At 65.1% G+C, this 12,420-nt stretch carries 12 protein-coding genes and 1 tRNA gene; 7 read left to right on the top strand and 6 right to left on the bottom strand.

Going from position 1 to position 12,420, the window contains the following annotated elements; translation table 11 throughout:
* The first annotated feature begins 114 nt into the window (after window positions 1-114).
* The gene (locus RJ527_03505; GenBank protein WND76816.1) at window positions 115-528 is read left to right on the top strand and encodes a cupin domain-containing protein; all 414 of its coding nucleotides are present in this window, start codon (window positions 115-117) and stop codon (window positions 526-528) included.
* Between the two features lie 60 nt (window positions 529-588).
* Here RJ527_03505 and RJ527_03500 read toward each other — a convergent pair whose 3' ends face one another.
* From RJ527_03500 to RJ527_03490, 3 genes are all read right to left on the bottom strand, one after another.
* Window positions 589-1,560, bottom strand: a complete 972-nt coding sequence (locus RJ527_03500; GenBank protein WND76815.1) for a transglycosylase SLT domain-containing protein — start codon at window positions 1,558-1,560, stop codon at window positions 589-591.
* A gap of 351 nt (window positions 1,561-1,911) precedes the next feature.
* Window positions 1,912-2,451, bottom strand: a complete 540-nt coding sequence (locus RJ527_03495; GenBank protein WND76814.1) for an N-acetyltransferase family protein — start codon at window positions 2,449-2,451, stop codon at window positions 1,912-1,914.
* Between the two features lie 25 nt (window positions 2,452-2,476).
* Complete coding sequence (locus tag RJ527_03490) at window positions 2,477-3,421, bottom strand: N-formylglutamate amidohydrolase (protein ID WND76813.1); 945 nt, start codon at window positions 3,419-3,421, stop codon at window positions 2,477-2,479.
* A 210-nt stretch (window positions 3,422-3,631) separates the two neighbouring features.
* Between RJ527_03490 and RJ527_03485 the strand changes: the two genes are divergently transcribed.
* From RJ527_03485 to tcuB, 4 genes are all read left to right on the top strand, one after another.
* A tRNA-Val gene (locus tag RJ527_03485) sits at window positions 3,632-3,706 on the top strand.
* Window positions 3,707-3,815: 109 nt separating this feature from the next.
* Window positions 3,816-5,534: a carbamoyltransferase C-terminal domain-containing protein gene (locus RJ527_03480; protein ID WND76812.1), complete on the top strand. Its 1,719-nt coding sequence runs from the start codon at window positions 3,816-3,818 to the stop codon at window positions 5,532-5,534.
* 32 nt (window positions 5,535-5,566) lie between these two features.
* The gene (gene tcuA / locus RJ527_03475) at window positions 5,567-6,991 is read left to right on the top strand and encodes an FAD-dependent tricarballylate dehydrogenase TcuA (protein ID WND76811.1); all 1,425 of its coding nucleotides are present in this window, start codon (window positions 5,567-5,569) and stop codon (window positions 6,989-6,991) included.
* Complete coding sequence (gene tcuB / locus RJ527_03470) at window positions 6,978-8,141, top strand: tricarballylate utilization 4Fe-4S protein TcuB (protein WND76810.1); 1,164 nt, start codon at window positions 6,978-6,980, stop codon at window positions 8,139-8,141. The genes tcuA and tcuB overlap by 14 nt, the downstream gene beginning before the upstream one ends.
* Window positions 8,142-8,256: 115 nt before the next feature.
* On the opposite strand, the gene RJ527_03465 is transcribed toward tcuB, so the two are convergent.
* From RJ527_03465 to RJ527_03455, 3 genes are all read right to left on the bottom strand, one after another.
* Complete coding sequence (locus tag RJ527_03465) at window positions 8,257-8,556, bottom strand: hypothetical protein (protein WND76809.1); 300 nt, start codon at window positions 8,554-8,556, stop codon at window positions 8,257-8,259.
* Window positions 8,557-8,837: 281 nt separating this feature from the next.
* On the bottom strand, window positions 8,838-9,002 hold the full coding sequence (locus RJ527_03460) for a hypothetical protein (GenBank protein WND76808.1): 165 nt from the start codon (window positions 9,000-9,002) through the stop codon (window positions 8,838-8,840).
* Between the two features lie 245 nt (window positions 9,003-9,247).
* Entirely contained in the window at window positions 9,248-9,976 is a 729-nt protein-coding gene (locus RJ527_03455) for a nitroreductase (protein WND76807.1), read from the bottom strand.
* Between the two features lie 98 nt (window positions 9,977-10,074).
* On the opposite strand from RJ527_03455, the gene RJ527_03450 reads away from it, so the two are divergent.
* On the top strand, window positions 10,075-10,878 hold the full coding sequence (locus RJ527_03450) for an aldolase (protein ID WND76806.1): 804 nt from the start codon (window positions 10,075-10,077) through the stop codon (window positions 10,876-10,878).
* Window positions 10,879-10,911: 33 nt separating this feature from the next.
* Window positions 10,912-12,420: a polyphosphate:AMP phosphotransferase gene (gene pap / locus RJ527_03445; protein ID WND76805.1), complete on the top strand. Its 1,509-nt coding sequence runs from the start codon at window positions 10,912-10,914 to the stop codon at window positions 12,418-12,420.

Below are 12,420 nucleotides of genomic sequence, written 5' to 3'. Positions count from 1 at the left end.
CATGAAGGCGTGCCCGGCAGGCGGGGTGGAAAGGGCGGCTTCACCTTGCGGCAAAGCCGTGCCATTGTATACAAAACGTCCACCAGAAAACCGCCAATAAAGGGAGGCTTCCAAATGGAACCCAAAATCATCCGCGCCGGCGACCGTCAGACCAAGATCGCGCCGGCCCATAACTTCGTCGGCCATGTCCTGCATGAAAGCGTGTTCGCCGAGGAAGCACCGTCGCGGCTGCGCGTGTCGCGCGTCACCTTCACGCCCGGCGGGCGCACCAACTGGCACACCCATGCGGTGGGGCAGATTCTGTACGTGCTGTCGGGATCGGGCCGTTATCAGCTGGAAGGCCAGCCGGTCGAGGAAATCAACGCCGGGGACACGGTCGTCATTCCGCCCAACGCCCGTCATTGGCATGGCGCAGCACCCGACAGCATGATGTGCCATCTGGCCCTGTCGGAAGCGGACGATCAGGGTAACGGCGCGACCTGGCTGGAGCCGGTCGACGACAAGGACTTCACGCAGGAACCCGCGTAACCGCCTGCACTGCATTCAAAGAGTTGAGTTCCGGACGGGCCCCTTGCGGGCCCGTTCGTGTCAGCGTTCGACCGTTATCTGCGGCGTATCGCCGACCAGGTTGCCGGTCCGCCGCCAGCGGTCAAGCTGGTCGCGGCGCTTTTCGGCGAAGGTGAAGTCGCGGGTCGCGCGGTCCAGGTCGCGCATCTTTTCCTCGCGCCGCACCTCCATCTCGGCGATGCGCTGGGCGACCACGGCTTCCAGGTGCACGCCGCGGCGTTTCTGATAACGCCACTCGTCGAGATGACTGCGCCGCCGGTCGGTGTCGCCCAATGCCTGCATGTCCTGGCGTTCGTTCCGGCGTTTTTCCTTGAGCAGACCATTGAGGCGCGCCGTGCGGCCGGTGTCGACGGCGACCAGGGTGGTCTCGCGGGAGTCGTCCGCGTCCGTCCCGGCGTCCTTCTTGGCCTGCCGGGTCTCGTCGTCGCCCCGGTTCAGCCGATTCCAATAGCTCAGCACCTTGATGCGGTAGGGGCGGAAATTCTCCGGCGTCTGGGAATGGTACTGGCCCGCGGCGGTCAGCCAGTTGCGGGTCTCGTCATATTTGGCCTTCAGGAACTTCGCCGCATAGGCCGCGTTGGCGGCCGGATCGAAGGCGTGGTCCAGGGTTTCGAAGGCGTTCCAGTGGTAATGCATGTTGATCTGCATGCAGCCGACGTCGATGTTGCGCACGCCCTGGCTCAACAGGATCTCGACCTCGGCGCGGGCTTCCGCCTCGGTCGCGAAGTACCGGCCCTTGCCCTGGGACGTCACGGTCCAGGGCCAGGCAAAATTTTCCCCGCTTTCCTTATCGAAGCGGCCCGACTCGGTCAGCGCGATGGCGGCCAGCAGGTTGGCCGGAATGCCCTCGCGCCGTTCCACGGCGCGCGCCGCCTCCAGGCAGATTTCATCTGTGTTTTCAAGTGCTTGTCCGCGCGCGGCCAGAGCATCCGGGGCCCATCCAAGAGCCCCGGCCAGAAGCCAGCAAAGGAACAAGCGCGTTTGCCACGCCATGGTTATTCTCCCGTTCTAAGCCAAGGCGTTGCAAGGGCTGCGCCAGGAACGGGCAAAAAATTATCCTGTAAAAACAGGATGTTGTTGGGTCGGGGTATGTCCGCCCGGGCGGCGGCATTTGCCGGGGCGAAAAAAATGCCGGGAGCGGTATTTTTTTGTTTGCACCTGCGAACAAAGCCACGTATATATTGCAACGCAGCATGCGGGAGACGGATCCTCCCAGACGGTCTTCCGCACCTGCCTTTACTTGGATGTTTCCTCCCAACGACTCGGGCCGTGTCTCTGACACGGCCCTTTTTTTTGTTCGCCGCGATTGCCCTTTAATGAGAAAATGGCAACAAAATCAGTTGGTTAATTTTCGGGCAGAGAGTCCCCGCCCTCGCCGAGAGCCAACTGCATGGTCACCGAGTCGAGCCAGCGCCCGAACTTGAATCCGACGTTACGGATGATCCCGACCTCGCGGAAGCCCATTTTGCGGTGCAAACTAATGGACCCGGCATTTCCGGAATCGCCGATCACCGCGATCATCTGCCGGTAGCCGTCGGCGGTGCAGCGCCGAATCAGTTCCGCCAGCAGTTTCCGGCCGACGCCGCGGCGATGGGCGTCCTGGGCGACATAGACCGAATCCTCCACCGTATAACGATAGGCCCGGCGCGGCCGGTAGGCCCCGGCATAGGCGTATCCCAGGATGCGGCCCGCATCTTCGGCCAGGATATAGGGGTATCCGGCGTCGACCACGGCGGCGCGGCGGCGGACCATCTCGGCGACATCGGGCGGATCGTATTCGAAGCTGCCGCCGCCGGTCGCCACGTGATGGGCATAGATGTCGCGGATCGCCGCCATGTCGGCCTCGGCGGCGTCGCGGATCTGGATGGTGTCGGATGCGGTCATGGCGGGATGTGCTCTGGGGGCGGGGTTATTCGGCCGCTTCCGGCAGGACCAGCCGCCGCGCCCCGGCGCACAGCTGGGCCATGAAATCGTCGAGCCGGGCCGTGATTTCGGCCATTTCCGGCAGGGGGGCGATCGCCGCCTCGTCCAGGTAGAGGGCGCGGTTGATCTCGATCTGCAGGACATGGATGCCCGCCCGGGGACGGCCGTAGTGGCGTGTGGTGTAGCCGCCGGCGTAGGGCCGGTTGCGGGTCACGGAAAAGCCCAGTTCCTTGAGCAGCCGTTCCGCCAGGGCCGTCATGGCCGGGGCGGCGGCGGTGCCGTGGCAATCGCCCAGGATGATGTCGCCCAGGGGATGGTCGCTGCGCGTGCCGGTCACGTTGGACGGCATGGAATGGCAATCGACCAAAAGGCAGCCGCCGAAGGCCTGGCGGGTGTCGTCGATCAGGCCCATGAGCGCCCTGTGATAGGGCCGGTGGGTGGCCTCGATGCGTCGGCGGGCCTCGGCGAAGGTCAGGGGGTGGCCGTAGATTTCCTCGCCGTTGGCGACCACGCGGGCGATGGTGCCGAGCCCCGCCGCGATGCGCGGCGAGCGGGTCACCACATAATCGGGCAGGGCCCCTGAGAACATGCGGGGGTCCAATTCGTAAGCCTCGCGGTTGGCGTCCACATAGGCGCGCGGGAAATTGGCGCGAATCAAGGGGGCGCCGAAATCGGGGGCGCGGCGGAACAATTGGTCGACGAAGGCATCTTCCGAGCGGCGCAGCGCCGTCGCGTCCAAACAGGATTGTTCGACGAACGCGGGCGAATAGTCGCGGCCCGAATGGGGCGAGGCGAAGACCACGGGGGCGGTCTGCGCGTCGGGGCGGAAAATGTCGACGGCCCGGGCCGGGGTCTGGGACCCGGCCGTGGCGGCGGACGGCGTATCGTCCGTGCCGTCTTCGTTTTGGCCTGAGCCTCGGCCCTTATCCATGTAATCGCGCCCCGTCGGCTGCTTCGACACACCCCATAATTTGTTAGCCTCCCGGCGCGGGGGGCGCAACGGTTTCTTGCGTTTTCAAGGGCGGGGGCAGGCGCCGTTAAGGGATCGCCGCAAAGCCCGACCGCGGGCCTTGCCAAGCGGGGTCGAAGGCATTAAAACCCCCTTCTCTTGGCCGCCCCGATACGGGGGCCGGGCCGGGACGGGCGCGTAGCTCAGCGGGAGAGCACCTCGGTGACATCGAGGGGGTCGTAGGTTCAATCCCTACCGCGCCCACCATCCAACACTCAAAAACGCCCCCTTCGGGGCGTTTTTTGTGTCCGAACCGGCCTCGTTCCTTGCCTAAAAACCTGTCCCTCTCCCCGCCCTTTGGGGTAGAAGTTCGCCCATGATCATCCTCTCCCTCCACACCGGCTATCACGACGGAACGGCGGCGCTGCTCGACGGCTATAATCTGGTCGCGGCGGTCCAACTGGAGCGCCTGACCCGCAAGAAGGGTGACGGCGGCGGGATTCCCGAGGCGGCCATGGACGAGGTTCTGGCCATCGCCGGGCTGACGCGCATGGATGTCGACGTGGTGGTGCTGTCGCGGGCCTCGTTCCCGGCGCGCTATTTCAAGTCGAACGCCCTGAAAACGGCGGAATACGCGTTCCACAAGATCATCGGCCACGAAAAGCTGAAGGACATGTGCACGCAGATGCAGCAGCGCGGCGAGGGCGAGCCCGCCAAGCTGTTCCGTGAGGAGATGTTCCGCGCCGACTTCGGCTTCAAGGAAGGGGTGAAGATCGCCTATTCCAACCACCACATGTCCCATGCCCTGTCGGCCCTGTTCTATACGGACTGGGACGATGCGCTGCTCTATACCGCCGACGGCTGCGGCGACAACGTGCATTATTCCCACCGCATCCTGAAAGACGGCCGGCTCGACTGCCTGTTCGGCGGCGAGAACATGACCCTGCAACCCCGGCGGGTCGATAGCCTGGGCCTGGCCTACGGCTTCACGACCCAGGCGCTCGGCTACCGCATGAACCGCCACGAGGGCAAGCTGACGGGCCTCGCCGCCTTCGGCGAGCCGGCGCAGGCGGCGGCCCTGGGCCGCCATTTCAACGTCGATGCCGCCGGCGTCATCTGGTCCGATTTCGATTCCGACGCCGCCATGCGCGACGCGATCCATAAGCTCGCCAAGGGGGCCGAGCCCGCCGACATGGCGGCCTCGGTCCAGAAGGTGCTGGAGGACACGGTGCTGGCCTCCGTCCGCGCGATCCTCAAGCGTCATCCCGTGCGCCGTCTCGGCCTGGCCGGCGGTGTGTTCGCCAACGTGCGTCTCAACCGGCTTCTGTGCGAGGAAACGGACACGGACGAAACCTTCGTGTTCCCCGGCATGGGCGACGAAGGCATCACCGTGGGTGGCGCGTTGCAGTACTTGTTGGAACAGGACGGTCTCGACGCTTGGCTGAAGCAGCGGCGGCGGCTGTCTTCGGTCTATCTCGGCCGCGATTACAACGCCGACGCCGATCGGGTGCTGGCCGCCAACGGCGCGCTCAAGCGGATCGACGGCGACCCGGCGGAAACGGCGGCGGCGTTGATCGCGTCGGGCAAGGCGGGGGCGATCTACGACGGCCGCATGGAATTCGGGCCGCGGGCCCTGGGTGCGCGCTCGATCCTCGCCAATCCGGCGGACGCGGAGATCAATGCGTCGCTCAACGCCCGGCTTCAGAGGACCGAATTCATGCCCTTCGCCCCCTATGTGGCGGAAGAGGACGCGGCGGATGTGTTCGACATCACAAAGGCCAACCGCTACGCCGCCAGTTTCATGACCATCACCACCGCCGTGAAGCCGGAATGGCATAAGCGCATTCCCGCCGTCGTCCATGTCGACGGCACGGCGCGGCCCCAGGTCGTCCGCCGCGACGAAAACCCGCTTTATGCCGATATCCTGTCGTCGTTCAAGGCCAAGACGGGCCTGCCGGTGCTGATCAACACGTCGTTCAACGCCCATGAAGAGCCGATCATCAATACCCCGGCCGAATGCCGGCGGGCCCTGGTCGACGACCGGGTCGATTTCGTGGTGACGGGGCAGGCGGTGTACACCCGCAACTCTTCTTGACGGCGATTGTATACAATCCTAAAAAGCCCGCCATGAAGGGGTTACCGGAAAAAGTAGACGTGATTGTCGTCGGCGGCGGCGGGGCCGCCATGGCCGCCGCATTGACCGCGCGCGAACGCGGCGCCAGCGTGCTGGTGCTTGAGGCCGCGCCCAAGGATTTCCGCGGCGGCAACACCCGCCACGTGCGCAACATCCGCTATGCCCACGACGCGGCGACGGATTTCGTCACCGGCCCCTATCCGGTCGATGAATATTACGACGACCTTTTGCGCGTCACCCAGGGCAACACGGACAAGGAACTGTCCCGTTTCCTGATCGAAAAATCCCTCGACGCCGCCGACTGGATGGCGGCCCGGGGCGTGAAGTTTCAGCCGCCGCTGTCCGGCACCATCGGCCTGGACCGCACCAACGCCTTCTTCAAGGGCGGCGGCAAGGCGGTTCTGAACGCCTATTACGCGACGGCGGAAAAGCGCGGTATCGACTGCCGCTACGAGGCCGAGGTCACGGACCTGAAGATCGAGGACGGCGCCTTCACCGCCGCCCGCGTGAAATACCAGGGCCGGGAACAGACGGTCGAGGCGCGGGCCATCGTGCTCGCCTCGGGCGGGTTCCAGGCCGATATCGACTGGCTGAAGGAAGGCTGGGGCGAGGCGGCCGAGGGCTTCCTCATCCGCGGCACCGGCTACAACAAGGGCCGCATGCTGCGCGTCCTCATGGACCACGGCGCCGAAACGGCCGCCGACGCCGACCAGTGCCACGCCATCGCCATCGACGCCCGCAGCCCGAAATGCGACGGCGGCATCGCCACGCGGGTCGACTGCGTGATCTATTCCATCATGGTCAACCGTCGGGCCCAGCGGTTTTATGACGAGGGCGAGGACATCTGGCCCAAGCGCTACGCCATCTGGGGTCGTCTCCTGGCCAAGCAGGAAGACCAGATCGCCTTCGGCATCGTCGACGCCAAGGCCAACGACCTGTTCATGCCGTCGCTCTATCCGCCGCTCAAGGCCGACACCATCCGCGGTCTGGCCGAGGCGCTGGAACTGGACCCCGACGCCCTGGAAAAGACCGTGGCGGACTACAACGCCGCCTGCCGCCGGGGGGAAAACAAGGACAGGGAATTCAAGCCGGGCGTGCTTGACGGCCTGTCGACCGAGGGCCTGACTCCGGCCAAGTCGAACTGGGCCCAGCCCATCGACACCCCGCCCTATTACGGCTATCCGCTGCGCACGGGCATCACCTTCACCTATCTGGGGGTCAAGGTGAACAAGGAGGCCCGCGTTCAGTTCAAGGGCAAGGACGGCCGTGCCGTGTCCGCCGCCAACATCTTCGCCGCCGGCGAGATCGTGTCCGGCAACATCCTGGGCCAGGGCTATGCCGGCGGCATCGGCATGGCCATCGGCCTGGTGTTCGGCCGCATCGCCGGAGAGGGAGCCGCCCGCAATGCCTCAAACTGAGACACCGTTGACCCGGATGGCCGCCGCCTCCGACGAAGCGTTGCAGGGCGACCAGATGGCGGACCTGCACGACGAAGCCCGCCGCCTGATGACCATCTGCAATGCCTGCCGCTATTGCGAGGGCTTCTGCGGCGTGTTCCCGGCGATGATGCGTCAGAACACCTTCGCCGACGGGGATCTGGATTACCTGGCCAACCTGTGCCACGGCTGCAACGGCTGCTATTACGCCTGCCAGTACGCGCCGCCCCATGAATTCGCCGTCAACATTCCGCAGGCCTTCGCACGGCTCCGCGCCGATACCTACCGCCGCTACACCTGGCCCGGTTTTCTCGCGGGCCTGTTCCAGAACAACGGCACCCTGGTCTCGGTCCTGATGGCGGCGGGTATCGGCCTGGTGCTGCTGCTGGTCCATCTGTTCAACCCGCCCGAGGTCATCCACGGCCAGCACGCGGGGAATTTCTACGCCGTGATCCCCCATAACGTCATGGCCTGGTCCTTCGGCGGGGTGTTCCTTTATGCCGTGGGGGTGCTGTTGGCCGGGTTCTGGCGGTTCCGCCGCGACACGGCGCCGTCCCAGGCCGACGAGACGGCGCTGTCCGTCGCGGGCGCGACCCACGACGCCCTGGTCATGAAGTACATGGGCGGCGGCGGCGTGCGCGGAAAGATGGACGGCTGCAACTACCCGTCCGAAAGCTTTTCCCAGGTCCGCCGCGTGTTCCACCAGATGACCTTCTGGGGCTTCCTGTTGTGCTTCGCCGCGACCTCCGTCGCCACGCTTTACCACTACGCCTTCGGCTGGGAAGCGCCCTACGGCTATACCTCGCTGCCGGTGTTGCTGGGCACGGTCGGCGGCGTCGGGCTTTTGATCGGCCCCCTTGGCCTGATCTATCTGAAGCGCATCGCCGATCCCAACATTCTGGTCAACGCCCAGCGCGGCATGGACACGGGCTTTCTGGCCCTCCTGTTCCTGGTCAGCCTGACCGGCCTGGCGCTGCTGGGCTGGCGCGAGACGGGCGCCATGGGCACGCTTCTGGCGATTCACCTGGGCACGGTGCTGGCCTTGTTCCTGACCATGCCCTACGGCAAGTTCGTGCATGCGGTCTACCGTTACGCCGCGTTGCTGCGTAACCGCCGCGAACAAAAGCGCTGATTTCTCCCTCCGCTTAAGCCCAACGAAAAACCGGCGTCCGTTTCCGGACGCCGGTTTCGTTTGCCGGGTCTGCCGCGCGCCGCCGTGATGCGGCCGGCGCGGCGCCCGTCACCCGTTAGTCGTCGGAGCCGGGCGCCGTCGGCGTGACGATGGTCACGACGTTCAGCGTGCCCTCGAAGGCGGCGAATTCCTCGGCCGACTGGGTGGCGGCGGCGCTGGCAAGCTGGGTGTTGTCAACCGCCTTCGGCTGAACGATCTGGCCTTCCTGCTGACCGAGCTGCTGGGACTGATGATCGGCGATTTCCTCGGACGACATCGTGTCATAAGGGCTGGCGGCCACAACGGACTGGGCGGTCATCAGGGTCAAGCCGAGAACGAGCGCGGGAACGACATGGGTGCGGGACAGGGTAAACACGTCAATGGCTCCTTGAGCTGCCGCGTCCAACCAGGAGGCGGGGGAGGGACAGCTCCTTAAATTCGCCGGATACAGTCGGCGGCTGCGCCGGACCAAACCGGCGAGTAGGAGATTAGGCGAAAATTTAATCGCCTCATATCGAATATAAATAATAGATGATATCGAAAAATCAGAAGTCAAAGAGGCTGCCCGGACAAAAGAAAGCCGGCGCTCCCGGGGGTAAGGGGAGCGCCGGCATTGGGGCCGGAGGGGGGTTCGACCGGCCCGCGGCTGTGGCGGGATCAGTCGCCCCAGCGATGGGCGTCTTCGATCTGCGTGCCGACCGACTGATGTTCGGCGCCGGTGTTCATGGCCGTTTCACCGGCCTGGGCCGGGGCCTGGAACAGGGCGACGCCAAGAGCGAACAGAAGGGCCGGCAGGACGGCGGCGGAAGTACGGTAGGTCATGGGGGTATCTCCATTTGGTCTGGTGGTTTGGGATCGCGGTTGCGTCCCGGTGATGGAGGAAAGATGTGGCGGGCCCGCCGCTTTCGCCAAACACAGATGATCAACGAGACGTGATCTAGTAACTTATTGAAAAATAAATATATATTAGAAAAATCGGCACGCGCGGAAGCCCCCCTTGCTCACGCCCCTATCGCGAGCAGGGTTTTCCGGCGGGCTATTTTTCGCCGATTTTACCGGGGAGAGGGTTAGTCGAAGCCCATGAACCGGGTGAAGCCGTCGACGGGTTCGCGCACCGGGCGGAAGGTATTGGCGACCGCGTCCGGGTCCGCATGGCCGAGCGCCATGCCGCAGACCACGATCTCGTCCTCGGGGATGTCCAGGACCTGCTTTACCGTGGTGTGGAAGGAACACCAGGCCGCCTGTGGGCAGGTATGCAGACCGAGACCCCGCGCCATCACCATGATGTTCTGCAGGAAGGTGCCGTAATCGAGCCAGCTGCCCATCTCCAGCGTGTTGTCGATGGTGAAGACCAGCCCCACGGGGGCGTCGAACAGCAGGAAGTTGCGCCCGTGCTGGCGGTGCATGGCCTCCTTGTCGCCCTTTGCGATGCCGAGGGTGCCGTACAGCCCCCAGCCCGTGGCCCGGCGGCGCGTGAGATAGGGTTCGGGGAAGGGGTCGGGGTAATACTTGAAATCCCGTTCCTGGGCACGCCCGGCGTCGTGTTCCGCGCTCACGGCCTCGATCAGCCGGTCCCGCACGTCACCGGCGACCACGCGCACCTTCCAGGGCTGCATGTTGGAGCCCGAGGGCGCGTAGGAGGCGGCGGTGAGGATGCGCTCGATGGTTTCCCGGGGCACGGGCGTCGGCAGAAAGGCGCGGATCGACGCGCGCGAGGTGATGGCGGTTTCAACGATTTCCGCCTGGATATCCTGCGGAACGGCGGGGGAAACGGCGGCGCCGTCGTGGTTGGGCATGGTCATATTCCTTTGTTCGGTCGGTATGTTCTGACCTACCATCGAAATCCGGCAAGGCCAAGTGCAGGACATCCAACGGCGGATGAAGGAGGACGACAATGGCGGACGGCGACGGCAAGGCAGGCAAACACGCTTCCAAGGATACCTTCGACCGGCGGGCGACCGCCGAGATGGAGGCGAACCTCGTCAAGACGGACCAATGGACCCTGCGCCAGAAACTGGCGTTGACCGCGCGCATGCTGGCGCGCGAAGGCCACGGCAACGCCCTGGCGGGGCAGATCACCGCCCGGGGGCCCGAGGCCGGCACCATGTGGACCGCGCGGTTCGGCCTGGGCCTGGACGAAATCCGCGCCGGCGATTTCCTGCTGGTCGACGGCGATCTGAAGGTTCTTCAAGGGGAGGGCATGGCCAATCCGTCGAACCGCTTTCATCTTTGGATCTACAAGGCGCGGGCCGACGTCCATTGCGTCGTGCACACCCATCCGCCCTATGTCTCGGCGCTGTCCATGATCGGGGTGCCGCTGAAGGCGGCCCATATGGACACGGCCATGTTCTACGAGGATTGCGCGTTTCTCGACTACTGGCCCGGCCCGCCCATCGGCGATGAGGAAGGGGATCTGATCTCGACTGCGCTCGGCGGCAAGCATTCGATCCTGCTGGCCAATCACGGGCAATTGGCGGCGACGGCGACGGTCGAGGAAGCGGCCATGCGCTCGCTCTACATCGAATACGCGGCGCGCCTGCAACTGATGGCCCAGGCCGCCGGCACGATCCAGGAAATCGATCCCAAACGCGGCCAGGAAGCCCACGATTACCGCCTGAAACCGCAACCCCTGAACGCCAGCTTCCACTACTACGCGCGGAAGGTTCTGCGCGAAGACCCGGACTGCCTGGAAGAATAGGGCTGTCCGCCGGGGGACAGACGAAGGTCGCGAATGTTCGAAGCCGCAGAGCTTAACCGCAAGGTCACGAAGGCAGAATTCGAGGCCATCGAGCCGGAGCTGCGGGCCGAGATGGTCCGATTGCAGCAGGAGCTGCGCCAGGCCGATTTCCCCGTCATCGTGCTGTTCGCCGGCGTCGACGGGGCGGGCAAAAGCGAGAGCGTCAACCTTCTCAACGAATGGATGGACCCGCGCTGGCTGGTCACCTGCGCCTATGACAAGCCGTCGGACGAGGAGCGCGAGCGCCCGGCGTTCTGGCGCTATTGGCGCGATCTGCCGTCCGACGGCAAGATCGGGCTGTTCCTGTCCGCCTGGTATTCCCAGCCGTTGTTGGACCGGGTGCACGGGCGCATCGGCAAGGCCAGGCTGGATACCCGGCTGCAACGCATCGTGCAGTTCGAACGCACCCTGGCCGACGACGGGGCGGTGATCCTGAAATTCTGGATGCATCTCGACAAGAAGGCCCAGAAGGCGCGCCTTAAAAAGCTGGAGAAAAATCCGGATCACCACTGGAAGATCACCGACAGCGACTGGAAGCATTACAAGCTCTACGACACGTTCATCGCCGCGGCGGAACGCATCATCACGCAGACCAGCGCCGGACGGTTCCAATGGAAGATCGTCGAAGGCGTGGATAGGCGGTATCGGGAACTGACCGTGCTGACCACGATCCGCGACCGGCTGCGCGAGGAATTGGACCGCCGCAGGGCCGAGGCCAAGGCCGCGGCCGCCGCCGGCAAGCGCCGGTCCCGCGCGGCCGCGAAGGCCGGCAACGGCGCCGGGGCGAACGAAACCATCCTCGACAGCCTGGACCTGACCCAGAGCGTCAGCCGCAAGAAATACGCGGACGAACTCAAGAAACTGCGTCCCCGCCTGCATGCGGCCTTCCTCAAGGCGCAGGCGAAAGGGGTGTCGAGCGTCCTGGTGTTCGAAGGATGGGACGCCGCCGGCAAGGGCGGGGCGATCCGCCGCCTGACCCCGGCGCTGGACGCGCGGGCCGTTCGGGTGATCCCCGTCGCGGCGCCGACGGACGAGGAACTGGCCCACCATTATCTGTGGCGGTTCTGGCGCCACGTCTCGCGGGCCGGGCGGTTCACCATCTATGACCGCAGCTGGTACGGCCGCGTTTTGGTCGAGCGGGTGGAAAACATGATACCGCCGGCCGACTGGCGCCGCGCCTACCGCGAGATCAACGAGTTCGAGGCCGAACTGACCGGCCACGGCACCAACCTGGTGAAGTTCTGGCTGCACATCGACAAGGACGAACAGGAACGCCGTTTCCTGGCCCGCCAGGCGACGCCGTGGAAGGCCTGGAAGCTGACGGACGAGGACTGGCGCAACCGCGAGAAATGGGACGATTACGAGGCGGCGGTGAATGACATGGTCGAACGTACCAGTACGGCCGCCGCCCCCTGGACCCTGGTCGAAGCCAACAACAAACGCTTTGCCCGCCTCAAGATCATCCGCACGGTCTGCGAGAGTTTGGAAGCCAGGCTCAGATAA

It is taken from the genome of Thalassospiraceae bacterium LMO-SO8 (assembly GCA_031655335.1).
GTDB lineage: Bacteria > Pseudomonadota > Alphaproteobacteria > Rhodospirillales > Casp-alpha2 > UBA1479.
The sequence above is the reverse complement of the archived record's forward strand: the minus strand, read 5'-3'. Positions and strand labels throughout refer to the sequence as shown.